The 24,367-nt window shown below is 55.9% G+C and carries 19 protein-coding genes and 1 riboswitch; of the genes, 15 read left to right on the forward strand and 4 right to left on the reverse strand.

The features are described 5' to 3' along the window. Nucleotides 1–606: 606 nt before the first annotated feature. The 5 genes from leuL (at nt 607) to leuD (ending at nt 5,468) form a co-directional block, all read left to right on the forward strand. Nucleotides 607–693: a leu operon leader peptide gene (gene leuL / locus MUU47_RS23485; RefSeq protein WP_159771633.1), complete on the forward strand. Its 87-nt coding sequence runs from the start codon at nt 607–609 to the stop codon at nt 691–693. Nucleotides 694–786: 93 nt separating this feature from the next. Further along, entirely contained in the window at nt 787–2,358 is a 1,572-nt protein-coding gene (gene leuA, locus MUU47_RS06520) for a 2-isopropylmalate synthase (RefSeq protein ID WP_159771118.1), read from the forward strand. Then, nucleotides 2,358–3,449, forward strand: coding sequence for a 3-isopropylmalate dehydrogenase (leuB, locus tag MUU47_RS06525; RefSeq protein WP_258987376.1), 1,092 nt, complete (start codon nt 2,358–2,360; stop codon nt 3,447–3,449). Before leuA ends, leuB begins: the two co-directional genes overlap by 1 nt. Before the next feature lie 2 nt (nt 3,450–3,451). Next, nucleotides 3,452–4,852: a 3-isopropylmalate dehydratase large subunit gene (gene leuC, locus MUU47_RS06530; RefSeq protein WP_258987377.1), complete on the forward strand. Its 1,401-nt coding sequence runs from the start codon at nt 3,452–3,454 to the stop codon at nt 4,850–4,852. 10 nt (nt 4,853–4,862) lie between these two features. After that, on the forward strand, nt 4,863–5,468 hold the full coding sequence (gene leuD, locus MUU47_RS06535) for a 3-isopropylmalate dehydratase small subunit (RefSeq protein ID WP_258987378.1): 606 nt from the start codon (nt 4,863–4,865) through the stop codon (nt 5,466–5,468). 44 nt (nt 5,469–5,512) lie between these two features. Here leuD and MUU47_RS06540 read toward each other — a convergent pair whose 3' ends face one another. Next, a complete protein-coding gene (locus MUU47_RS06540) occupies nt 5,513–6,691 on the reverse strand; it encodes a sugar efflux transporter (protein WP_258987379.1) in 1,179 nt (392 codons plus the stop codon). 115 nt (nt 6,692–6,806) lie between these two features. Further along, nucleotides 6,807–6,962, reverse strand: a complete 156-nt coding sequence (sgrT, locus tag MUU47_RS06545; RefSeq protein ID WP_258987380.1) for a glucose uptake inhibitor SgrT — start codon at nt 6,960–6,962, stop codon at nt 6,807–6,809. Between the two features lie 87 nt (nt 6,963–7,049). On the opposite strand from sgrT, the gene sgrR reads away from it, so the two are divergent. From sgrR to thiQ, 4 genes are all read left to right on the forward strand, one after another. Continuing rightward, nucleotides 7,050–8,705 carry an HTH-type transcriptional regulator SgrR gene (gene sgrR, locus MUU47_RS06550; protein WP_258987382.1) on the forward strand — a complete coding sequence of 552 codons (1,656 nt, stop codon included), beginning with the start codon at nt 7,050–7,052 and terminating at the stop codon, nt 8,703–8,705. A gap of 36 nt (nt 8,706–8,741) precedes the next feature. After that, nucleotides 8,742–8,892, forward strand: a riboswitch (TPP riboswitch). A 31-nt stretch (nt 8,893–8,923) separates the two neighbouring features. After that, nucleotides 8,924–9,907, forward strand: a complete 984-nt coding sequence (gene thiB, locus MUU47_RS06555) for a thiamine ABC transporter substrate binding subunit (protein ID WP_258987384.1) — start codon at nt 8,924–8,926, stop codon at nt 9,905–9,907. Then, complete coding sequence (thiP, locus tag MUU47_RS06560) at nt 9,883–11,493, forward strand: thiamine/thiamine pyrophosphate ABC transporter permease ThiP (protein WP_258987386.1); 1,611 nt, start codon at nt 9,883–9,885, stop codon at nt 11,491–11,493. Before thiB ends, thiP begins: the two co-directional genes overlap by 25 nt. Beyond that, entirely contained in the window at nt 11,477–12,187 is a 711-nt protein-coding gene (thiQ, locus tag MUU47_RS06565; RefSeq protein WP_258987388.1) for a thiamine ABC transporter ATP-binding protein ThiQ, read from the forward strand. Before thiP ends, thiQ begins: the two co-directional genes overlap by 17 nt. On the opposite strand, the gene MUU47_RS06570 is transcribed toward thiQ, so the two are convergent. Further along, nucleotides 12,165–12,932: a DedA family protein gene (locus tag MUU47_RS06570; protein WP_258987390.1), complete on the reverse strand. Its 768-nt coding sequence runs from the start codon at nt 12,930–12,932 to the stop codon at nt 12,165–12,167. The two genes, thiQ and MUU47_RS06570, sit on opposite strands and share 23 nt — an antisense overlap. Before the next feature lie 122 nt (nt 12,933–13,054). After that, nucleotides 13,055–13,906, reverse strand: a complete 852-nt coding sequence (gene araC, locus MUU47_RS06575; RefSeq protein ID WP_258987392.1) for an arabinose operon transcriptional regulator AraC — start codon at nt 13,904–13,906, stop codon at nt 13,055–13,057. Nucleotides 13,907–14,121: 215 nt separating this feature from the next. Here araC and araB point away from each other — a divergent pair, with 215 nt between their 5' ends. From araB to rluA, 6 genes are all read left to right on the forward strand, one after another. Next, nucleotides 14,122–15,828: a ribulokinase gene (araB, locus tag MUU47_RS06580; protein WP_258987393.1), complete on the forward strand. Its 1,707-nt coding sequence runs from the start codon at nt 14,122–14,124 to the stop codon at nt 15,826–15,828. 10 nt (nt 15,829–15,838) lie between these two features. Beyond that, nucleotides 15,839–17,356 carry an L-arabinose isomerase gene (gene araA / locus MUU47_RS06585; RefSeq protein ID WP_258987394.1) on the forward strand — a complete coding sequence of 506 codons (1,518 nt, stop codon included), beginning with the start codon at nt 15,839–15,841 and terminating at the stop codon, nt 17,354–17,356. An 84-nt stretch (nt 17,357–17,440) separates the two neighbouring features. After that, nucleotides 17,441–18,136 (forward strand): L-ribulose-5-phosphate 4-epimerase, encoded by a 696-nt coding sequence (gene araD / locus MUU47_RS06590; RefSeq protein ID WP_258987395.1) that lies wholly within the window; start codon nt 17,441–17,443, stop codon nt 18,134–18,136. Nucleotides 18,137–18,211: 75 nt separating this feature from the next. After that, on the forward strand, nt 18,212–20,569 hold the full coding sequence (gene polB / locus MUU47_RS06595; protein ID WP_258987397.1) for a DNA polymerase II: 2,358 nt from the start codon (nt 18,212–18,214) through the stop codon (nt 20,567–20,569). A 131-nt stretch (nt 20,570–20,700) separates the two neighbouring features. Next, entirely contained in the window at nt 20,701–23,607 is a 2,907-nt protein-coding gene (gene rapA / locus MUU47_RS06600; RefSeq protein WP_258987399.1) for an RNA polymerase-associated protein RapA, read from the forward strand. A gap of 10 nt (nt 23,608–23,617) precedes the next feature. Further along, a complete protein-coding gene (gene rluA / locus MUU47_RS06605) occupies nt 23,618–24,277 on the forward strand; it encodes a bifunctional tRNA pseudouridine(32) synthase/23S rRNA pseudouridine(746) synthase RluA (protein WP_258987400.1) in 660 nt (219 codons plus the stop codon). Nucleotides 24,278–24,367: the final 90 nt, after the last annotated feature.

Genomic DNA, 24,367 nt, shown 5'->3' on the forward strand with positions numbered 1-24,367 from the left:
CGTCCTTTTCTTAGGTGCAGTAATAAATACTGAAAATATGATTTAACACGCATATACATTCAGAAAAAGAGATACGGACAAAATTAGGAATTTATAAAGTCACGCCCGTAAGATATGGATTAAACCCGGCTGAACTGCGTTCAATTAACCATCAAACAATAAGTGGCGCTTTGTAGACAAATTTTAATCATAAACAGGGGAAATAGACAACAGCACTTTGAGACAAGACTACTTAAGCAAATTTAAATTTGTGGTTTAAAACAACCTGGATCACATAACAAACCTTCATCAATAAACGGTGAAAATCCTTAAATCCAGAAAACGACAGTCGTTAATCGCCAGAATATCATCATGTTACAGGAATGAATGGGATGCCCAAAAATATTTCCAGATGAAAATAAACATTTTAATATGATTCAGTTTATCAAACCCACGAAACAACATAACGATAATCTTCGATAAAAAAGATCAGCGCCAGCACAATTAACTAAAGAACTTTCTCTTTCTCCAGCCACTTACCCCCTCTGTCTTCTCAGAAAAGGTTGACATCAATCTGCGTATCCAGTACCACTAAAAGCATAACGCATTCATCTGGAGCATGACGCAATGATTCGCACCTCTCGTTTCACCGGTCTACTACTACTAAACGCAATCACTCTGCGCGGTAGACTGGTGGGCGACGTTTTGCGTTAAGTCATCTCCCAGTAAGACTAAAAACCCGCGCCTTAGCGCGGGTTTTTTTATGCTCGTAGCAAGGCGACCCAAGACTGACAAGGACCTAAAAACATGAGCCAACAAGTCGTTATCTTCGATACCACCTTACGTGACGGTGAACAGGCGTTACAGGCAAGCCTGAGCGTAAAAGAGAAACTGCAGATCGCTCTGGCCCTTGAGCGCATGGGTGTAGATGTAATGGAAGTCGGTTTCCCTGTCTCTTCCCCGGGCGACTTTGAATCCGTACAGACCATCGCGCGCAACATCAAAAACAGCCGTGTGTGTGGTTTAGCTCGCTGCGTCGAGAAAGACATTGATGTGGCGGCTGAGTCCCTGAAAGTCGCGGAAGCGTTCCGAATTCATACTTTTATTGCCACCTCGCCGATGCATATCGCCACCAAGCTGCGCAGCACGCTGGATGAAGTCATCGAACGCTCCATTTACATGATTAAACGCGCTCGCAACTACACCGACGATGTGGAGTTCTCATGTGAAGATGCAGGCCGTACACCGATTGACGATTTGTCCCGCGTCGTAGAAGCCGCAATTAACGCCGGGGCGCGCACCATCAACATCCCGGACACCGTCGGCTATACCATGCCGTTCGAGTTCGCCAACATCATTACCGGCTTGTATGAGCGCGTGCCGAACATTGATAAAGCCATTATCTCCGTCCACACCCATGACGATTTGGGCCTGGCTGTCGGCAACGCCATCGCTGCGGTTCACGCCGGTGCTCGCCAGGTTGAAGGGGCAATGAACGGCATCGGCGAACGTGCAGGTAACTGCTCGCTGGAAGAAGTCATCATGGCTATCAAGGTCCGCAAAGACATCATGAATGTGCAGACCCGAATCAATCACAACGAAATCTGGCGCACCAGCCAGACTGTCAGCCAGATTTGCAACATGCCCATTCCGGCGAACAAAGCGATTGTCGGCACCGGCGCTTTCGCCCACTCCTCCGGTATCCACCAGGACGGCGTGCTGAAGAATCGCGAAAATTACGAAATCATGACCCCGGAATCCATCGGTCTGAATCAGGTGCAGCTGAACCTGACCTCACGCTCTGGCCGCGCGGCAGTGAAACACCGCATGGACGAAATGGGCTACAAAGAATCCGATTACAGCCTGGACAATTTGTACGACGCATTCCTGAAACTGGCCGACAAAAAAGGGCAGGTTTTCGATTACGACCTGGAAGCCCTGGCCTTCATTAATAAGCAGCAGGAAGAACCTGAGCATTTCCGCCTGGACTATTTCAGCGTGCAGTCTGGCTCCAACGACATCGCTACCGCCTCGGTCAAACTGGCCTGTGGAGATGAAGTGAAAGCTGAAGCCGCGAACGGCAACGGCCCGGTCGATGCCGTTTATCAGGCCATCAATCGCCTCACCCAGTTTGACATCGAACTGGTCAAATACGGTCTGACTGCCAAAGGTCACGGCAAAGATGCACTGGGTCAGGTGGATATCGTTGCTAACTATAACGGCCGCCGTTTCCACGGTGTCGGCCTGGCAACGGATATCGTTGAATCCTCCGCCAAAGCCATGGTTCACGTGCTGAACAGCATCTGGCGCGCCAATGAAGTCGAAAAAGAGTTGCAGCGCAAAGCGCAGAATAATGAGAACAAAAAGGAAACCGTGTAATGTCGAAGAATTACCATATTGCTGTTTTGCCGGGTGACGGTATTGGCCCGGAAGTGATGGCGCAAGCCCTGAAAGTACTGGAAGCCGTTCGTCAGCGTTTTGAAATGCGCATCACCACCAGCCACCACGATGTGGGTGGTATCGCCATCGACAATCACGGCAAACCGCTGCCGCAGGCCACTGTTGAAGGCTGCGAGCAGGCTGATGCCATTCTGTTCGGTTCCGTAGGTGGCCCGAAATGGGAACACCTGCCACCGGCAGAGCAGCCAGAGCGCGGCGCGCTGCTGCCGCTGCGTAAGCACTTTAAACTGTTCTCTAACCTGCGCCCGGCCAGGCTGTATCAGGGCCTGGAAGAATTTTGCCCGCTGCGTGCAGACATCGCCGCTAACGGCTTCGACATTCTGTGCGTGCGTGAACTGACTGGCGGTATCTATTTCGGTCAGCCGAAAGGTCGCGAAGGCAGCGGACAGCATGAGAAAGCGTTCGACACCGAGGTGTATCACCGCTTTGAGATTGAACGTATCGCTCGCATCGCGTTTGAATCTGCCCGCAAACGTCGTCACAAAGTGACCTCGATTGATAAAGCGAACGTGCTGCAGTCTTCTATTTTATGGCGCGAAATCGTCAACGAAATTGCCAAAGAGTACCCGGACGTTGAGCTGGCGCACATGTACATCGACAACGCCACCATGCAGCTGATTAAGGACCCGTCTCAGTTCGACGTCCTGCTGTGCTCCAACCTGTTCGGCGACATTCTGTCTGATGAATGCGCGATGATCACCGGCTCGATGGGCATGCTGCCGTCGGCCAGCCTCAACGAACAAAGTTTTGGTCTGTATGAACCTGCAGGCGGCTCTGCGCCAGATATCGCAGGCAAAAACATCGCCAACCCGGTTGCACAAATCCTGTCTCTGGCGCTGTTGTTGCGTTACAGCCTGGATGCAAACGATGCGGCTACCGCTATCGAAAGCGCTATCAACCGCGCGTTAGAGCAAGGTGTGCGTACCGGCGATTTGGCGCGCGGCAACGCGGCCGTCAGTACCGAAGAAATGGGCGATATCATTGCCCGCTATGTAGCTGAAGGGGTGTAATCATGGCGAAGACGTTATATGAAAAATTGTTTGATGCGCACATCGTGCACGAAGCGCCAAACGAAACCCCGCTGCTGTACATCGACCGTCATCTGGTCCACGAAGTGACGTCCCCGCAGGCGTTTGATGGCCTGCGCGCGCACCATCGTCCAGTGCGTCAGCCGGGTAAAACCTTCGCGACCATGGATCACAACGTGTCGACCCAGACCAAAGACATCAACGCGTCCGGCGAAATGGCCCGCATCCAGATGCAGGAGCTTATCAAAAACTGTAATGAGTTCGGCGTTGAGCTGTACGACCTGAACCACCCGTATCAGGGCATCGTTCACGTGATGGGGCCGGAACAGGGTATCACCCTGCCGGGCATGACCATCGTTTGTGGCGATTCCCATACCGCGACCCACGGCGCATTTGGCGCACTGGCATTCGGGATCGGCACCTCAGAAGTTGAACACGTTCTGGCGACGCAGACCCTGAAACAGGGCCGCGCGAAAACCATGAAAATCGAAGTCAAAGGCAAAGCCGCGCCGGGCATTACCGCCAAAGACATCGTGCTGGCGATTATCGGTAAAACCGGCAGCGCAGGCGGTACTGGTCACGTGGTGGAATTCTGCGGCGATGCCATTCAGGCGTTAACCATGGAAGGCCGTATGACCCTGTGCAACATGGCCATCGAAATGGGTGCCAAAGCGGGCCTGGTGGCTCCAGATGACACCACCTTCAATTACGTCAAAGGTCGTTTGCACGCGCCGAAAGAGCAGCATTTTGAAGACGCTGTCGCTTACTGGAAAACGCTGAATACCGACGAAGGCGCAACTTTCGACACCGTCGTTACCCTGCAAGCAGAAGAAATTGCGCCGCAGGTGACCTGGGGAACCAACCCGGGCCAGGTGATTTCCGTTAACGACAACGTGCCCGATCCCGCATCTTTCGCCGATCCGGTTGAGCGTGCCAGCGCCGAAAAAGCACTGGCGTATATGGGCCTGAAACCGGGCGTACCGCTGACCGACGTCGCTATCGACAAAGTGTTTATCGGCTCCTGCACCAACTCCCGTATCGAAGATTTGCGCGCAGCGGCAGAAATTGCCAAAGGCCGTAAAGTCGCTCCAGGCGTACAGGCACTGGTTGTTCCAGGCTCTGGCCCTGTGAAAGCACAGGCAGAAGCGGAAGGTCTGGATAAGATTTTCATCGAAGCCGGTTTTGAATGGCGTTTACCGGGCTGTTCCATGTGCCTGGCGATGAACAACGACCGCCTGGAGCCAGGCGAGCGCTGCGCATCGACCAGCAACCGCAACTTCGAAGGCCGTCAGGGCCGCGGTGGACGCACGCATCTGGTTAGCCCGGCAATGGCCGCAGCGGCTGCCGTTACCGGCCATTTCGCCGACATTCGTAGCATGAAATAAGGACACCATCATGGCAGAGAAATTTACCCAACACACCGGCCTGGTTGTCCCTCTGGATGCGGCTAACGTGGATACAGACGCGATCATTCCGAAGCAGTTTTTGCAGAAGGTCACCCGTACCGGTTTTGGCGCGCATCTGTTTAACGACTGGCGTTTCCTCGATGACAAAGGCGAGCAGCCAAACCCGGAATTCGTGCTGAACTTCCCGGAATTTAAAGGCGCATCCATTTTGCTGGCGCGTGAAAACTTCGGTTGCGGCTCATCGCGTGAACACGCTCCATGGGCGTTGACCGATTACGGTTTTAAAGTCGTGATTGCCCCAAGCTTTGCCGACATTTTCTACGGCAACAGCTTTAACAACCAGCTGCTGCCGGTGACCCTGAGCGATGAGCAGGTTGATGATTTGTTTAAGCAGGTTCAGGCAAATCCGGGCATGACGTTTGAAGTCGATCTGGAAGCGCTGGAAGTCAAAGCGGGAGATAAAACCTACCACTTTACCCTCGACGCCTTCCGTCGCCACTGCATGCTGAACGGTCTGGACAGCATCGGGCTGACGCTCCAGCATGAAGCGTCCATTTCAGAGTACGAGAACAAACAGCCTGCGTTTATGGCGTGATGCGGTGCCCGGCGGCGTTACTGCCTTGCCGGGCAACTCTCACACTATACATCCTTCACCCGACACGTCAGCGCCAGCGTCACCACTGACACTGCCGCAATCACCCAATATACGTACTGATGCCCCCAGCTTTGCGACACCGCGCCCTGCATCACCCCCGCGAGGATAACCCCGGTAGAAATACTGTTAGTGAAAAGCGTCGTGGCAGAACCCGCCCTGCCCGGCATCAAATCCTGGAACCACAGCATGCCTATCCCGGCGATTATCCCAATGAACACCGCGTTAAACAGCTGCAATATCAACAACGCCTCGCGGCTGTGGAACAGAATAAGTCCGATATAAAACAGCACGCCCGCTGCCACAGCGGTCACCATCATCCGACGTTTCCCAAAGCGTTTAACGTAATAGCCAGCAAGGATCATCGCTGGGATCTCAAGTGCCGCCGCGGTGCCCATCAAAAAACCCGCGAGCTTATCCGGCAGGCCTAAATCGCTGCTGATCCACAGCGGCATATCAATGATGTACATGGTGTTGCAGGTCCACATCAGGGTGGAGGCCACAAACAGCATACGCACGTTTTTATCACCCCAGCCGCTGACCTGCGTCAGCGCCACCGTGACGGGTTGTTCAACGCGCGCCACCGACGGCAGCGCAAACGCAATCAATACCAGGCTCAGGACAAAAATCCCGGCGGCAATGGAAAACATCACGGTGAAGCCGTAATTGAGCGCCAGCATAAAGGCCAGCGGCGGCCCAATCACCCACGCCAGCGAAAGCTGCGCACGCATCACCGAACTGAACATCACGACTTCGCGTGCCGAACTGTCGGCGTATTCACGCGCAAGGGCAAACAGCTGAGGCATGGCGGTATTCGCCAGCGACGCCAGCAGCACGCCGCAGGTGATAAGCGTCAGATAATGACGATTAAAAGCAAACAGCAGCGCGTTGCCCACCGCCATCAGGCAGCAGAACAGTATCAGCTTCCGGCGATCGCCCTGGTTGTCAGAGCGCGTCGCCAACCCCAGACTCACGACGATCCCAACGATGGCGTTGGCGGTATAAAACAGACCAATCCAGAACGGCTGCGCACCCACTTCGCGGCTGAGAAACAGGCTTAACGTCGGCATCTGTAATGCCCCCGCAATCCCCATCATAAATGCCACCAGCATAAACGCGGCATACACCCCGTTCAGTCGTCGTGCCATCGTCATCAGCCAAAGCATGGTTCATCCTTAATCGCAAAAGAGAAACGAAAAAAGCCAGCAGAAGCATTCTGCTGGCGGGTCTTTCAAGGCTATCGCCTGATACCAATACTCAGTCACACATGATCAAGTCAAGTCAATGATGTTCCGAAGCCGGGCATGTAACTTCCCACTGCAACAAATCTTCCAGCATTTTCAGGCGCGTTCCTGCGACCAGGCGGGCCAGCCATGACGCTCCCTGCGTCGCCGAAAAGTACTGTCGATAAAACTCACAAGCAGTTAGCTTCTTCATATTCATCTCCTCACTTCATCGGGAGTGATTATTGGCTTAATATGAGGATAAATAAATTGCTGGGTTTTCGTCAGGAGTTCCCCTTTTATGTCCTCTGGTCGTCTGCAACAACAGTTCATCCGTTTATGGCAATGCTGTGACGGGAAATCCCAGGACACCACGCTCAACGAGCTGGCCGAATTGCTCAGCTGTTCGCGCCGCCATATGCGGACGTTATTGAATACAATGGAAGGGAACGGCTGGCTGACCTGGCAGGCGGAAGCCGGGCGTGGCAAGCGGTCCCGTCTGACGTTTCTCTATACCGGGCTGGCACTACAGCAGCAGCGGGCGGAGGACTTACTTGAGCAGGACAGAATCGATCAACTGGTGCAACTGGTGGGCGATAAAGCCACCGTGCGCCAAATGCTGGTCTCACATCTGGGCCGCAGTTTCCGCCAAGGGCGACACATCATGCGGGTGCTTTACTACCGCCCGATGCGTAATTTACTGCCCGGCACGCCTCTACGGCGCTCGGAAACCCACATTGCGCGGCAGATTTTCAGCGCATTGACCCGTATAAATGAGGAAAATGGGGAACTGGAAGCGGATATTGCGCATCACTGGCAGCAAATTTCCCCTTTGCACTGGCGTTTTTATCTTCGTCCAGGCATTCATTTTCATCACGGTCGTGAACTGGAGATGGACGATGTGGTTCACTCCTTACAGCGAATCAACCCCCTGCCGCTGTATTCCCACATTACCCGCATCGAATCGCCCACCACCTGGACACTGGATATTCACCTTTCTCGCCCCGATGTCTGGCTGCCGTGGCTGCTGGGCCATATCCCGGCGATGATCCTGCCGCGCGAATGGGAAACCATGAACCACTTTTCCAGCATGCCGGTAGGCACCGGGCCTTATGCCGTTTCGCGCAACAACCAGAACCAACTCAAAATCAACGCCTTCGACGACTTCTTCGGCTATCGCGCGCTGATAGATGAAGTAAATGTGTGGGTACTGCCGGAAATCGGGGACGAAGTGACCTGCGGCCTGACGCTGGAAGGCTCAACCGAAGGTGAAAAAGCGGTCGAAAGCCGCCTGGAAGAAGGCTGTTATTACCTGCTGTTTGATGCCCGCAGCCAGAAAGGGGTATCTGACGACGTTCGCCGCTGGGTCAGCAAAATTCTCTCTCCTGCTAATCTGCTGTACCACGCCGACGAGCAGTATCAGGGGGACTGGTTCCCGGCTTACGGCCTGTTGCCGCGCTGGCACCATGCGCGTCCGGGCAAGGGCGACAAGCCCGCCGGGCTGGAAACGCTGACGCTGACCTATTATCGGGAACATCTGGAACACAAAAACATTGCGCTGATCATGAGTCGCCTGCTCGCCGAACATCAGGTAACGCTCGAGATCCGGGAGATAGACTACGACGAATGGCATCTCGGGGACATTCACAGCGACATGTGGCTAAACAGCGCCAACTTCACGCTGCCACTGGATTTCTCGCTATTTGCCCATCTGTTCGAAGTGCCGCTAATTCAGCATTGTATTCCGCTGGACTGGCAGCAAGCCGCCGCCGACTGGCAATCCGGAGAGATAAATCTGGCCAACTGGTCACAACAGTTGATAACCCAACGTTCGGTGGTGCCACTGATTCACCACTGGCTGCGCATTCAAGGGCAGCGAAGTATGCGTGGCCTGCGCATGAACACCCTGGGTTGGTTTGACTTTAAATCGGCATGGTTTGCCCCGCCTGATCCATAAGGCTTTCTGAAAAGTCACAAACTCATTACAATAGCGGCGTTCTCAACGGGGTGCTGATATACAAAATCATTCGAGATGCGGAAGCCAACGCAGAGGCAGCTTGAAGGATGAAGTGTATGGGCTGAGATAATACCCGTCGAACCTGATCCGGATAACGCCGGCGAAGGGATTTGGGGCTCACTCAAAATCCTTTGCCACCCCTTAATTTGAGGTGCAAAGTGCTTAAAAAATTCCTGCCGTTACTCGTCCTGGCGAGCGCGCCCGTTTTCGCGAAACCTGTTCTCACCGTTTATACCTATGATTCTTTCTCCGCCGACTGGGGGCCAGGGCCTGCGGTGAAAAAAGCCTTTGAAGCCGACTGCAACTGCGAGCTGAAATACGTGGCGCTGGAAGACGGCGTGTCGCTGCTCAACCGTCTGCGCATGGAAGGCAAAAACAGCAAAGCCGACGTGGTTCTGGGACTCGACAACAATCTGCTCGACGCCGCCACGCAAACCGGGCTGTTCGCCAAAAGCGGCGTGCCGACCACCGGCGTGAATGTACCAGGCGGATGGAAAAATGACACCTTCGTCCCGTTCGACTACGGCTACTTTGCGTTCGTTTATGACAAGAACAAACTGAAGAACCCGCCGAAAAGCCTGAAAGACCTGGTCGAAAGCCCGCAGAAATGGCGCGTTATCTATGAAGATCCTCGCACCAGCACGCCAGGTCTGGGCCTGCTGCTGTGGATGCAAAAAGTGTACGGCGACAAAACCCCTGAAGCGTGGCAGAAACTGGCCGCCAAAACCGTCACCGTCACCAAAGGCTGGAGCGAGGCTTACGGCCTGTTCCTGAAAGGCGAAAGCGATCTGGTGCTGAGCTACACCACCTCTCCGGCGTATCACATCATCGAAGAGAAGAAAGATAACTACGCCGCCGCCGATTTTGCCGAAGGCCATTACTTGCAGGTGGAAGTCGCCGCGCGTACCGCGTCGAGTAAACAACCAGAGCTGGCGGAAAAATTCCTGAAATTCATGGTCAGCCCAGGGTTCCAGAAAGCGATCCCGACCGGAAACTGGATGTATCCGGTCACTCAGGTCTCGCTGCCAGATGCCTTTAATGGGCTGGTGAAACCGAAAGCAACGTTGGAATACACACCGCAGCAGGTCGCCTCCGAACGTCAGAACTGGATTGCCGCATGGCAACGCGCCGTCAGCCAGTAATCGCCGGCTGGCTGGTGCCAGGCGTGACGGTTGCGACCTTAATGGTGGCCGTCGCGCTGGCCGCGTTTCTGGCCTTGTGGTTTAACGCTCCGGCAGCAAGCTGGAGCCGTTTTCTGCACGACAGCTATCTGTGGCACGTGGTCAGATTCTCCTTCTGGCAGGCGTTTCTCTCCGCCACGCTGTCGGTTATTCCGGCCATTTTCCTCGCCCGCTCGCTATATCGACGTCGATTCCCGGGCCGTCAAATCCTGCTTCGCCTGTGCGCAATGACCTTAATTCTGCCGGTATTGGTGGCGGTATTTGGCATTCTCAGCGTTTACGGGCGACAGGGCTGGCTGGCCCAGTTGTGGCACTTATTCGGTTGGGAGTGGACGTTCTCGCCTTACGGTTTGCAGGGCATTCTGCTGGCGCATGTGTTCTTTAATATGCCGATGGCGACGCGTTTGCTGTTGCAGGCGCTGGAGCTAATTCCTGGTGAGCAACGCCAGTTGGCGGCGCAGCTCGGGATGCGTGGTTTCACCTTTTTCCGCTTCGTCGAATGGCCGTGGATGCGGCGACAAATTCCGGCGATTGCCGCACTTATTTTCATGCTGTGCTTCGCGAGTTTCGCTACCGTGCTGTCGCTCGGCGGTGGTCCGCAGGCCACCACCATTGAGCTTGCCATCTATCAGGCGCTCAATTTTGATTATGACCCGGGCCGCGCGGCGATGCTGGCGATCGTCCAGATGCTGTGCTGTCTGGGGTTGATGCTCATCAGCCAACGCCTGAGCAAATCGCTGATGCCGGGGAACACTCAGCACGTGGGCTGGCGCGATCCGGACGACAGGCTGCACAGCCGCGTTATGGATGTCACGCTGATCGCCCTCGCCCTGTTGCTGCTTCTGCCGCCGCTGATGGCGGTGATTGCCGATGGCCTGAACCTCAGCCTGCCACACGTGCTGGCGCAGCCGGTACTCTGGCAGGCGGTGTGGACTTCACTACGCATCGCGGTGGCAGCAGGTTTTTTATGTATTACGCTGACCTTGATGCTGCTGTGGAGCAGTCGCGAACTGCACGCCAGAAAGCGAAATCTGGCCGGGCAAGCGCTCGAACTGAGCGGAATGCTCATCCTCGCCATGCCGGGTATCGTGCTGGCGACAGGCTTCTTTTTGCTGCTCAACAACAGCGTGGGCTTGCCAGGCTCTGCCGACGGAATTGTGATTTTCACTAACGCGCTGATGGCCATCCCGTACGCATTAAAGGTGCTGGAAAGCCCGATGCGCGATGCAACCGCCCGCTACAGCCTGCTGTGTCAGTCGCTCGGTATGCAGGGGTTTACCCGTTTTCGGGTGGTGGAGCTGCGCGCGCTGAAGCGGCCGCTGGCACAGGCTCTGGCGTTTGCCTGTGTACTGTCAATGGGCGATTTTGGCGTAGTGGCGCTGTTTGGCAACGAGGATTTCCGCACCCTGCCGTTCTACCTTTATCAGCAGATTGGCGCCTATCGCAGCCAGGACGGAGCCGTGACCGCCTTTATCCTGCTGCTGCTGTGTTTCCTGTTATTCACCGTTATTGAAAAACTTCCGGGTCGTGATGCTAAAACTGAATGATGTCACCTGGCTTTACGAGCATCTGCCGATGCGCTTTACCCTCAGCGTCAAACCGGGCGAGCACATCGCGGTACTCGGCCCCAGCGGCGCGGGAAAGAGCACGCTGCTGAACCTGATTGCCGGGTTTATCCCTCCCGCCAGCGGGACAATTTTTATCGAAAATCAGCCGCATACCGACACGCCGCCCGCAAAACGTCCGGTGTCGATGCTGTTTCAGGAGAACAATCTTTTCAGCCACCTGACGGTGCGGCAGAACATTGGCCTCGGCATGCATCCGGGCCTGACACTGAACGCCGCGCAGCAGCATAAACTGGACGTGATCGCCAGTCAGATGGGAATTGAGTCACTGCTGGAAAGGCTGCCGGGCGAGTTGTCAGGCGGTCAACGTCAGCGTGCGGCGTTGGCCCGCTGTCTGGTGCGTGAGCAGCCGGTGTTATTGCTGGATGAACCGTTTTCAGCGCTCGATCCGGCGCTGCGTCAGGAGATGCTGCAGTTAGTCAGCGACGTCTGCCGCCGCCAACAGTTGACGCTGTTGATGGTGTCACACAGCGTGGAGGACGCGGCGCGTATCGCCCCGCGTTCGCTGGTAGTAGCCGATGGGCGAATTGCCTGGGACGGAGCCACCGAGGAATTACTCAGCGGCAAAGCCAGCGCATCGCACTTGTTGGGGATTAGCGACTCACAACCTTCCTGAGAATATCGAGATATACCGGCATCAGCGGGTGTTTGCACAGAACATACAGCGATACCAGCGTCAAAATCGACATCACCGGCGTCAGCCATAGCAGCCTGCCGCGCGGCAAAAAGCGCGTCAGGCGATCGCTGCCTGATTTACCCGTGCGCCACAAACGCCAGCCAAACCACGCCGTCAGCCACAGCAAACCTGCTGCCAGTAACAGCAACCACTTGAAGCTCCCGCTCTGCACATCGGCAGGAATGTCGATCGCTGCCCCGGCGAGAATGCCCGGCAGGAAATAGACCGGCGGCCAGAACAGGCAGCCGATGATATTGGGAATGATAAATTTGGCTATCGGCAGGTCGAGCATCCCGGCAACCATCGGCACCAGCGGGCGCGTCGGGCCAATAAAGCGACCAATCAGAACGGTAATCATGCTGTGCTGGTGCAGCGCGTGTTCGGTTTTATCCAGCAGCGCTTTGTTCTTTTTCATGAACGACCAGCGGTGCAGCGGCTTTTTGAAACGCCAGCCGAGCCAGAAAGAGATCCAATCCCCGAGCAAACAGCCGATAATTCCCGCCAGCCACGCCTGCCAGAAATTCACTTCGCCGCTGCCGATAAGTGCTCCCAGCGCCGACATCATAATGGTGCCTGGCAGGATCAGCCCAACCAGCGCCAGCGACTCGAGAAATGCGACCATCGCGACCGCAATCAATGAATACATCACCGACTGCGTAATGAAATGTTCCAGCAACGCTTGCATAGAGTACCCGGTAGGAAAACGAAGCAGGGATTCTCCCGAGGGGCACCCACTTCGTCAAGCCGTCAATTGTCTGAATAGTTTACAGGTTATGACCCGCATTCGCGCAAAGGGGTTCACTTTTTTCACACATTGTTTACACCAGCGCGAAACTCGCTTGGGCTGGCACCAGTACACTTCTTGAAAACGCGGGAAAAGTAGAGCTGATCTTCGAAGCCGACATTGCGACCTACACTGGCGATGGGCATGCGGGTCGTGCTCAACAACAGCTTGGCCTGGCTGATGCGCTGGTCTTCGCGCCAGCTCAGCACGCTGACACCGAGTTGCTGGCGAAACAGGTGTGACAGGCGCGACGGCGACAGACACACATGCTGCGCGACGCTGGCAATATCAAAGTGACTGTCCGTCAGATGATCGCTGATGTACTGGCAAGCGTCGCGCACCCGGTGGTCCAGCGGCGGATGCAGCGATTCGTTGATGGCCTCCATACGCCGCAGCAGGAGCTGTTCCAGCAGATTAATCGCCAGTAATTCGGAATAGCGCCCAACGCCCTGCCCGGCATCAATTATCTGCCCAAACAGTTCGGCAAATTGCGCCTGGTGCGCATCGTCTGGACGATAAAACCCGGTCTGTGCAAACAACGCGGGCCACGCCAGCCATTCGTGCCAGTAAGCGCGCGGACGGAAGTACACCCACTGGTGATACCACTCGCTGGCATCGGGGTGGCGGCCGTAGTGATGAATTTCGCCCGGCGGAAACAGCATGATATCCCCCGGACGGCATACGAACTGGTGTCCCTGATTGTCGATAACCCCCTCTCCTCGCACCGTCAGATTGAGGATATACCCCTTCATGCCGAGCGGCCTGTCCACGAAAAAATCGAGATAGCCTTCGGCCTCAATGGGCGTCAGCCCCGCCACCAAATGGGCGTTAAAAGAGTAGCCGGGTAACAGCGGGTCATTCTGGAGTTCAGGCATAAAAATACTCGCTCAGCATGCTCATCAGGAAATCAATTGTCCATATTGCCAGCGAAGCGAAAAAGGGCGAAATGGCCTGCGAGAATATTTGCACGCCGTCACACTTTGCGATGGCACAGCATTATTGTCCATAAGATTAGCGGTTCCCGCCTGACGTTTTTTTTCCCTGATATCTACTGTTTCACCATGTCTGACATTCTTCATGGAGCAACACGATGGCAATAGCAATTGGCCTCGACTTTGGTAGTGATTCAGTGCGAGCGCTGGCGGTGGAATGTGCCACCGGTAAGGAAATCGCCACCAGCGTGGAATGGTATCCGCGCTGGCAGGAAGGTCGCTACTGCGACGCCCCCAATAATCAGTTCCGCCATCATCCTCTCGACTACATCGAATCGATGGAAACCGCGCTGAAAAGCGTACTGGACGAACTTGGCGCTCGCCGGGCTGAAGTCGTTGGGATCGGCGTAGACAGTACCGGCTCAACCCCGGCCCCGATTGACGCCAATGGCAACGTGCTGGCGCTACGCCCTGAGTTCTCCGACAACCCAAATGCCATGTTTGTGCTGTGGAAAGATCACACCGCCGTCGAAGAAGCCGAAGCCATCACCCGCCTGTGCCATCAGCCGGGTAACGTTGATTACTCGCGCTACATCGGCGGGATATACTCCAGCGAATGGTTCTGGGCAAAAATCCTGCATGTGACTCGCGCCGACAGCAGCGTGGCGCAGGCAGCCACCTCCTGGATTGAACTGTGCGATTGGGTGCCGGCACTGCTCTCCGGCACCACCCGTCCGCAGGATATTCGTCGCGGGCGTTGTAGCGCCGGACACAAATCCCTGTGGCATGAAAGCTGGAACGGCCTGCCGCCTGCCAGCTTCTTTGATGCGCTCGATCCGCTGCTCAATCAGCATCTCGATTACCCGCTATTTACCGACACCTGGACTGCCGATGTTCCGGTCGGCACGCTCAGCACCGACTGGGCACAGCGCCTGGGTTTAGCGGAAGGCGTGGTCATTTCCGGCGGCGCGTTTGACTGCCACATGGGTGCCGTGGGTGCCGGTGCGCAGCCGAATACGCTGGTCAAAGTCATTGGCACCTCAACCTGCGACATTCTGATCGCCGACAAATCCAGCGTCGGTGACCGCACCGTGCAGGGTATCTGCGGTCAGGTGGACGGCAGCGTGACACCAGACTTCATCGGGATGGAAGCCGGGCAGTCTGCCTTTGGCGATATCTACGCCTGGTTTGGCCGCATTCTCGGCTGGCCGCTGGAGCAGCTCGCCGCCCAGCATCCTGAACTGAAAGAACAAATCAAAACCAGTCAGAAACAGCTTCTGCCTGCGCTGACCGCCGCCTGGGCGCAAAAACCTTCTCTCGAACATCTGCCGGTAGTCCTCGACTGGTTTAACGGCCGACGCACGCCGAATGCGAATCAGCGTCTGAAAGGCGTCATTACCGACCTGAACCTGGCGACGGACGCTCCGGCCCTGTTCGGCGGCCTGGTCGCTGCCACCGCCTTTGGTGCGCGCGCCATTATGGAGTGCTTCACCTCTCAGGGCATCCCGGTGAACAACGTGATGGCACTGGGCGGTATCGCCCGTAAAAACGTTGAGATCATGCAGGCCTGCTGCGACGTGCTCAATCGACCACTGCAAATCGTCGCCTCTGACCAGTGCTGTGCGCTGGGAGCCGCCATTTTTGCCGCCGTGGCCGCAGACGTTTACACCGATATTCCACACGCGCAGCAGCAAATGGCCAGTCGCGTCGAGCACACGCTCGAGCCTCGCCCTGCTCAAGCCCAGCGCTTCGAACAGCTTTATCAGCGCTACCAGCAATGGGCGAAAAGCGCCGAACAACACTATCTCCCTTCTGCGGCCCCGACGGAAAGCAAGCCGGTGGTACAGGCAGCAATGACTCATTAAGGAAATGAAGATGACGATTTTTAACAACTCAATCTTTAACAACTACGAAGTGTGGTTTGTGATTGGCAGCCAGCACCTGTACGGCGCTGAGACGCTACGCCAGGTGACGCAGCATGCGGAACATGTGGTCAATGCGCTGAATGCCGAAGCCAAACTGCCTTGCAAGCTGGTGCTCAAACCGCTTGGCACCACGCCGGATGAAATTTCCGCTATCTGTCGTGATGCCAACTACGACGATAAATGCGCCGGTATGGTGGTGTGGCTGCACACCTTCTCTCCGGCCAAAATGTGGATCAACGGCCTGACCATCCTCAACAAACCGTTGCTGCAGTTCCATACCCAGTTCAACGCTGCCCTGCCGTGGGACAGCATCGATATGGACTTTATGAACCTCAACCAGACCGCGCACGGCGGCCGCGAGTTCGGTTTCATCGGCGCGCGTATGCGTCAGCAACACGGCGTCGTGACCGGCCACTGGCAGGACAAACAGGCGCATCACCGCATCGGGTCGTGGATGCGTCAGGCGGTATCAAAACAGGATACTCGCCAGCTGAAAGTGGTGCGTTTCGGCGACAACATGCGCGAAGTAGCCGTGACTGACGGCGATAAAGTCGCCGCGCAGATTAAATTCGGCTTCTCAGTCAATACCTGGGCCGTGGGCGATTTAGTGCAGGTTGTCAATGAAATCAGCGACGGCGATATCAGCGCGCTGGTCGACGAATACGAAAGCAGCTATCGCCTGACGGCGGCGGCACAGGTTCACGGTGATAAACGCCAGAACGTGCTGGATGCCGCGCGAATTGAACTCGGGATGAAGCGCTTCCTCGAACAGGGCGGCTTCCACGCGTTCACCACCACGTTTGAAGATTTGCATGGCCTGAAACAGCTGCCAGGCTTGGCGGTACAGCGTCTGATGCAGCAGGGTTACGGCTTTGCTGGCGAAGGTGACTGGAAAACCGCGGCGCTGCTTCGCATCATGAAAGTGATGTCGACCGGCCTGAATGGCGGCACCTCCTTTATGGAGGATTACACCTACCACTTCGACAACGGCAACGATCTGGTGCTGGGCTCGCACATGCTGGAAGTGTGCCCGACGATCGCCACCGCCGAGAAACCGATCCTCGACGTACAGCATCTGGGCATCGGTGGTAAAGCCGATCCGGCACGTTTGATCTTCGATACCAAAACCGGCCCGGCGCTGGTCGCTAGTCTTATCGATCTGGGCGATCGTTTCCGCCTGCTGGTTAACACCATTGAAACGGTCCAGACCCCGCAAAACCTGCCGAAACTGCCGGTAGCGAATGCGCTGTGGAAAGCACATCCGGATCTGCAGACCGCGTCCGAGGCGTGGATCGTGGCAGGCGGCGCGCACCACACCGTGTTCAGCCATGCGCTAACCCTGGACGACATGCGCCAGTTTGCCGAGCTGCACAACATCGAGCTGACCGTTATCGACAACGACACCCGACTGCCAGCCTTCAAAGACGCGCTGCGCTGGAACGAAGTCTATTACGGTTCAAAACGCTAAGACGATGCCCGGTGGCACTCCGTTTACCGGGCCTACGCGCGTGTAGGCCCGGTAAACAACACGCCATCGGGCAAGGAGTTCACTATGTTAGAGCAGTTAAAACAGCAGGTGCTGGACGCCAATCTCCAGCTCCCGCAACACAATCTGGTTACCCTGACCTGGGGCAACGTCAGCGCAGTTGACCGCGAAAAAGGCGTGTTCGTCATTAAACCTTCGGGCGTCGATTACAGCCAGATGACCGCAGACGATATGGTGGTCGTGAGTCTCGCGACAGGCGAAGTGGTCGAAGGTCATAAAAAACCGTCATCGGACACGCCGACGCACCGCCTGTTGTACCAGGCGTTTCCGACCATCGGCGGCATTGTTCACACCCATTCACGCCACGCCACTATCTGGGCGCAGTCGGGTCAGTCGATCCCGGCGACGGGCACCACCCACGCGGACTATTTCTACGGCGCAATTCCCTGCACGCGCAAAATGACTGACGGCGAAATTAACGGTCAGTACGAATGGGAAACGGGTAACGTAATCGTCGAAACCTTCGAAAAACAGGGGATCGATGCCGCACAAATGCCCGGCGTGCTGGTCCATTCTCACGGCCCGTTTGCCTGGGGAAAAACGGCGGAGGATGCCGTACACAACGCCATCGTGCTTGAGGAAGTCGCTTATATGGGGATTTTCTGTCGCCAGCTAGCGCCACAGCTTCCAGATATGCAGCAAACGTTGCTGGATAAACACTACCTGCGCAAGCACGGTGCGAAGGCGTATTACGGGCAGTAACACCTGTATAAAACCACAGCAACTCAAGACAAACCAGGCTATACTCAGGCTTGGTTTTCTATTTGAGTAGAGCGTGTGACGCAGGCGCGAGAAGGTTTTTTATTAACCCGTCACTGGCGGGATACCCCGCAGGGAACGGAAGTGTCGTTCTGGCTGGCAACTGACGACGGTCCGCTACAGGTGACGCTTGCGCCACAGGATTCGGTGGCGTTTATCCCTGAATCACAACGCGCTCAGACCGAGCGTTTACTTCGCAGCGAGCGCGATGCCCGCCTGGCACCTCTCGCACTGAAAGACTTCCATCATCAGCGAGTATTCGGCCTTTACTGTCGATCTCATCGGCAGTTAATGCGGCTGGAAAAGCTGCTCCGTGCCGACGGCATTACCGTCTATGAAGCCGATATCCGCCCGCCGGAGCGCTATCTGATGGAGCGATTTATTACTGCGCCCGTCTGGGTCGAAGGTGAAATCCAGGGCAATGCGCTTGTTAACGCGCGTCTGAAGCCCAACCCGGATTATCGACCGCCGCTGAAATGGGTATCGCTGGATATCGAAACCACGCGTCACGGCGAGCTGTACTGCATTGGCCTTGAAGGTTGCGGTCAGCGCGTGGTGTACATGCTGGGGCCGGAAAATGGCGACCCTTCACAGCTCGATTTTCGGCTGGAATATGTCGCCAGTCGCCCACAATTACTCGAGAAGTTAAACGCCTGGTTTGCCGAACACGATCCGGATGTGGTAATCGGCTGGAATCTGGTGCAGTTTGACCTCAAAGTCCTGCAAAAACATGCCGAACGTTACCGAATCCAGCTGACGCTCGGACGCGGAAACGTTGAGATTGACTGGCGTGAGCACGGCTTTAAGAACGGCGTATTCTTCGCTCAGGCCAACGGTCGTTTGATTATCGACGGTATCGAGGCGCTGAAATCCGCATTCTGGAATTTCCCGTCGTTTTCGCTGGAATCCGTGTCACGGGAGCTGCTCGGGGAAGGCAAGTCTATCGATAATCCGTGGGACAGGATGGACGAAATTGACCGCCGCTTCGCCGAAGATAAACCCGCACTAGCGAAATATAACCTCAAAGACTGCGAGCTAGTGACGCGCATTTTCCACAAAACGGAGATTATGCCGTTCTTACTGGAACGCGCGACGGTCAATGGCCTGCCTGCCGACCGTCACGGCGGTTCGGTTGCAGCCTTTGGTCACCTCTATTTTCCACGGATGCACCGGTTAGGTTACGTCGCCCCTAATCTTGGCGAAGTGCCGCCACAGGCCAGCCCCGGTGGATACGTGATGGACTCCCGCCCCGGGCTTTACGATTCGGTGCTGGTGCTCGATTACAAAAGCCTGTACCCGTCGATTATCCGCACCTTTCTGATTGACCCTGTCGGCCTGGTGGAAGGCATGGCGCAGCCGGACGCTGAACACAGCACCGAGGGTTTTCTTGGCGCATGGTTTTCCCGTACGCAGAATTGCCTGCCAGACATCGTCGGGCAAATCTGGCACGGGCGCGATGAGGCCAAATTACAGGGTAATAAACCGCTCTCCCAGGCGCTAAAAATCATCATGAACGCCTTTTATGGCGTGCTCGGCACCAGCGCCTGCCGCTTTTTCGATCCGCGACTCGCCTCGTCGATAACCATGCGTGGCCATGCAATCATGCGTAAGACCAAAGCGCTGGTTGAATCGCAGGGCTACGACGTAATTTATGGCGATACGGACTCCACTTTTGTGTGGCTGAAACGTGCGCACAGCGAAGAAGATGCTGCGGGAATTGGCCATCAACTGGTAAAATTCGTCAACGATTGGTGGTCAGCAGAATTACAAAAACAGGGGCTGACCAGCGCGATGGAGCTGGAATTCGAAACCCATTTTTGCCGCTTCCTGATGCCCACCATTCGCGGTACCGAGACGGGCAGCAAAAAGCGCTACGCGGGTATGATCCAGACGGGTGATGAGCAGAAGATGGTGTTTAAAGGGCTGGAAACGGTGCGAACAGACTGGACCCCGCTGGCGCAACAGTTCCAGCAAACGCTGTATTTGCGCATTTTCCGCAACGAGCCATACCAGGATTTTATTCGCGAAACCATTGATAAGCTGATGGCCGGTGAGTTCGACGACCGGCTGGTGTACCGCAAACAACTCAGGCGTCCGCTGGTGGAATATCAGCGCAACATTCCGCCGCATGTCCGCGCCGCGCGGCTTGCCGATGAACATAACGCCAGGCTTGGCCGCCCTTTACAATATCAATCTCGTGGCAGCATTAAATATGTCTGGACCACCAGCGGCCCGGAGCCGTTGGCGTATCAGCAGTCACCGCTGGATTATGAACACTATCTGACGAAACAGTTAGAACCCATTGCCGATGGAATTTTGCCCTTTGTCCATGATGATTTTGCTACACTACTGACAGGACAACTGGGGCTATTTTGACAGGTGACTAACATCCTGGCTTCCAGTACCATAGCGCCCTTTCCATTCCTGGACCCCAATTTTGACTCTCCGTGGTAATTTCTGCGGAGGACAATTATTGCCTGCAATTGAAGATATAGAGCCCAAATTATATGCCTTTTACACTTGGTCAACGCTGGATCAGCGATACAGAAAGCGAGTTAGGATTAGGGACAGTCGTAGCGCTGGATGCGCGCATGGTCACTCTCCTTTATCCGGCAACAGGTGAAAACCGACTGTACGCCCGCAACGACTCCCCCATCACCCGCGTGATGTTCAATCCAGGCGATACCATTACCAGCCACGATGGCTGGCAGCTGCGCGTTGACGAAGTAAAAGAAGAAAATGGCCTGCTGGCGTATACCGGTACGCGTCTGGATACCGAAGAAGAAGGCGTGGAACTGCGTGAAGTGCTGCTCGACAGCAAACTCATCTTCAGCAAGCCACAAGACCGTTTGTTTGCCGGGCAAATTGACCGTATGGACCGTTTCGCCCTGCGCTATCGTGCGCGTAAGTATCAGAGCGAAGAGTACCGTATGCCGTGGAGCGGCCTGCGCGGCCAGCGTACCAGTCTGATCCCACACCAGTTACACATTGCCCACGATGTGGGTCGTCGCCACGCGCCACGCGTCCTGTTGGCCGATGAAGTGGGTCTCGGGAAAACCATTGAAGCCGGGATGATCCTGCATCAACAGCTGCTGGCCGGTGCAGCCGAGCGCGTTCTGGTTATCGTGCCGGAAACCCTGCAACATCAGTGGCTGGTCGAGATGCTGCGCCGTTTCAACCTGCGCTTTGCGCTGTTTGATGATGAGCGTTATGCCGAAGCGCAGCACGACGCGGATAACCCGTTTGAAACCGAACAGCTGGTGATTTGCTCGCTGGATTTCGTGCGCCGCAGCAAGCAGCGCCTGGAACACCTGTGCGACGCCGAGTGGGACATCATGGTGGTGGACGAAGCCCATCACCTGGTCTGGAGCGAAGACGCGCCGAGCCGTGAATATCAGGCCATCGAACAGCTGGCCGAACGCGTTCCGGGCGTTCTGCTTTTAACCGCGACGCCGGAGCAACTGGGCCTCGAAAGCCACTTTGCGCGTCTGCGCCTGCTGGATCCGAACCGCTTCCACGATTTCGAGCAGTTCGTCGAAGAACAGCAGAATTTCCGTCCAGTCGCCGATGCCGTTTCTCTGCTGCTGAGCGGCGAGAAGCTGAATAACGAACAGATGAATGCCCTGAGCGAACTGATGGGCGAGCAGGATATTGAGCCACTGCTTGCGGCGGCGAACAGCAACAGCGATGACGGCGAAAGCGCCCGTCAGGAACTGATCTCGATGCTGATGGACCGCCACGGCACCAGCCGCGTGCTGTTCCGTAACACGCGTCACGGCGTGAAAGGTTTCCCGAAACGCGAGCTGCACACCATCAAACTGCCGCTGCCAACACAGTATCAGACCGCGATTAAAGTGTCCGGCATCATGGGGGCGCGTAAATCGTCAGAAGAACGCGCCCGCGACATGCTCTACCCGGAACAGATTTATCAGGAATTTGAAGGCGATACCGGCACCTGGTGGAACTTCGATCCGCGCGTTGAATGGCTGATGGGCTATCTGACCAGCCACCGCTCACAGAAAGTGCTGGTGATCTGCGCCAAAGCCGCCACTGCGCTTCAGCTGGAGCAGGTGCTTCGCGAGCGTGAAGGCATCCGTGCCGCCGTGTTCCATGAAGGCATGTCGATTGTTGAACGTGACCGCGCCGCCGCCTGGTTTGGCGAAGAAGATACCGGCGCGCAGGTGCTGCTGTGTTCTGAAATCGGTTCCGAAGGCCGTAACTTCCAGTTTGCCAGCCATCTGGTGATGTTCGATCTGCCGTTTAACCCGGATCTGCTGGAACAGCGTATTGGTCGTCTGGACCGTATCGGCCAGGCGCACGATATTCAAATCCACGTGCCGTATCTGGAAAAAACCGCGCAGTCAGTGCTGGTGCGCTGGTTCCACGAAGGTCTGGACGCGTTCGAACATACTTGCCCGACCGGCCGCACCATTTACGACAACGTGCATCCGCAGCTGATTGAATACCTTGCGGCACCGGAAAATACCGATGGATTCGATGCGCTGATCAAAACCTGTCGCGAACAGCACGATGCGCTGAAAGCACAGCTTGAGCAGGGCCGTGACCGTCTGCTGGAGATCAACTCCAACGGCGGTGAGAAAGCGCAGGCGCTGGCAGAAAGCATTGAAGAGCAGGATGACGACACCGGGCTTATCAGCTTCACCATGAACCTGTTCGACATCATCGGCATTAACCAGGACGACCGCGGTGAAAACCTGATAGTCCTGACGCCTTCCGATCATATGCTGGTTCCGGACTTCCCGGGCCTGCCCGAAGATGGCTGCACCGTGACCTTTGAACGTGACGTGGCGCTGTCCCGCGAAGATGCACAGTTCCTGACCTGGGAACATCCGCTGATCCGCAACGGTCTGGATCTTATCCTGTCCGGCGACACCGGTAGCAGCACCATTTCACTGTTAAAAAACAAAGCATTACCGGTTGGCACCCTGCTGCTCGAGCTGATTTATGTGGTTGAAGCGCAAGCACCGAAGCAGCTTCAGTTGCACCGTTTCCTGCCTGCAACGCCGGTCCGTATGCTGGTCGATAAAAATGGCAACAACCTTGCGGCGCAGGTCGAGTTTGAAACCTTTAACCGTCAGCTCAGCGCCGTTAACCGTCACACCGGCAGCAAGCTGGTTAACGCCGTGCAGCAGGACGTTCACGCCATTCTGCAACAGGGCGAAGCTCAAGTAGAAAAAGTGGCGAAGGCGCTGATAGAAGCGGCTCGTCAGGAAGCTGACGATAAGCTGAGTGCCGAGCTGTCGCGTCTGGAATCATTGAAAGCGGTCAATCCGAACATCCGCGATGACGAGCTGGAAGCGATTGAAAGCAATCGTCAACAGGTGATGGAAGCCCTGGCGCAGGCCGGCTGGCGTCTCGATGCGCTGCGACTGATCGTCGTTACGCATCAGTAAGGAAAAAAGTATGGTACTGGAGTCCTACAATCCGCCACAGGATCCATGGCTGGTGGTGCTCTATCAGGATGAGCACATCATGGTGGTCAACAAGCCCAGCGGTCTGTTGTCCGTCCCCGGCCGCCTGGACAGTCATAAAGACAGCGTGATGACGCGGGTGCAGCGTGATTTTCCGCAGGCTGAGTCGGTGCATCGTCTCGATATGGCGACCAGCGGCGTGATTGTTGTGGCTCTGACCAAAGCAGCGGAACGGGAGCTGAAACGCCAGTTCCGCGAGCGTGAACCGAAAAAGCAGTATCTGGCCCGCGTGTGGGGACATCCGGAAAAAGCCGAAGGTGTGGTGGATTTACCGCTGATCTGCGACTGGCCGAACCGTCCAAAGCAAAAAGTCTGCTTCGAGACAGGCAAATCGGCGCAAACCGAATTTGAAGTGCTGGAGCTCGCCGACGATAACACCGCGCGGGTGCTGCTTAAGCCTATTACCGGCCGCTCGCATCAGCTGCGTGTGCATATGCAGGCGCTGGGGCATCCGATTCTGGGCGATCGTTTCTACGCCACGCCAGAAGCGCTGGCAATGGCACCTCGCCTTCTGCTGCACGCAGAAATGCTGACTATCACCCACCCGCAGTTTGGCAATAGCATGACGTTTAAGGCACCGGTAGATTTCTGATTTGAGATGACGCCTTCGGCCGTTATTGGCGCAGCCTGTGTGGACTCGGACAGCGTGCAATCACAGGAGCGTACACGAAGTACGTGACTG

The sequence above is a fragment of the Scandinavium hiltneri genome, assembly GCF_024764835.1.
Lineage (GTDB): Bacteria > Pseudomonadota > Gammaproteobacteria > Enterobacterales > Enterobacteriaceae > Scandinavium > Scandinavium hiltneri.

Bases quoted from the DNA above. Each gene is read 5' to 3' on its own strand.
- leuL (WP_159771633.1), top strand. From the start codon at position 607: ATGATTCGCACCTCTCGTTTCACCGGTCTACTACTACTAAACGCAATC.
- leuA (WP_159771118.1), top strand. From the start codon at position 787: ATGAGCCAACAAGTCGTTATCTTCGATACCACCTTACGTGACGGTGAA.
- leuB (WP_258987376.1), top strand. From the start codon at position 2,358: ATGTCGAAGAATTACCATATTGCTGTTTTGCCGGGTGACGGTATTGGC.
- leuC (WP_258987377.1), top strand. From the start codon at position 3,452: ATGGCGAAGACGTTATATGAAAAATTGTTTGATGCGCACATCGTGCAC.
- leuD (WP_258987378.1), top strand. From the start codon at position 4,863: ATGGCAGAGAAATTTACCCAACACACCGGCCTGGTTGTCCCTCTGGAT.
- MUU47_RS06540 (WP_258987379.1), bottom strand. From the start codon at position 6,691: ATGCTTTGGCTGATGACGATGGCACGACGACTGAACGGGGTGTATGCC.
- sgrT (WP_258987380.1), bottom strand. From the start codon at position 6,962: ATGAAGAAGCTAACTGCTTGTGAGTTTTATCGACAGTACTTTTCGGCG.
- sgrR (WP_258987382.1), top strand. From the start codon at position 7,050: ATGTCCTCTGGTCGTCTGCAACAACAGTTCATCCGTTTATGGCAATGC.
- thiP (WP_258987386.1), top strand. From the start codon at position 9,883: ATGGCAACGCGCCGTCAGCCAGTAATCGCCGGCTGGCTGGTGCCAGGC.
- thiQ (WP_258987388.1), top strand. From the start codon at position 11,477: ATGCTAAAACTGAATGATGTCACCTGGCTTTACGAGCATCTGCCGATG.
- MUU47_RS06570 (WP_258987390.1), bottom strand. From the start codon at position 12,932: ATGCAAGCGTTGCTGGAACATTTCATTACGCAGTCGGTGATGTATTCA.
- araC (WP_258987392.1), bottom strand. From the start codon at position 13,906: ATGCCTGAACTCCAGAATGACCCGCTGTTACCCGGCTACTCTTTTAAC.
- araB (WP_258987393.1), top strand. From the start codon at position 14,122: ATGGCAATAGCAATTGGCCTCGACTTTGGTAGTGATTCAGTGCGAGCG.
- araA (WP_258987394.1), top strand. From the start codon at position 15,839: ATGACGATTTTTAACAACTCAATCTTTAACAACTACGAAGTGTGGTTT.
- araD (WP_258987395.1), top strand. From the start codon at position 17,441: ATGTTAGAGCAGTTAAAACAGCAGGTGCTGGACGCCAATCTCCAGCTC.
- rapA (WP_258987399.1), top strand. From the start codon at position 20,701: ATGCCTTTTACACTTGGTCAACGCTGGATCAGCGATACAGAAAGCGAG.
- rluA (WP_258987400.1), top strand. From the start codon at position 23,618: ATGGTACTGGAGTCCTACAATCCGCCACAGGATCCATGGCTGGTGGTG.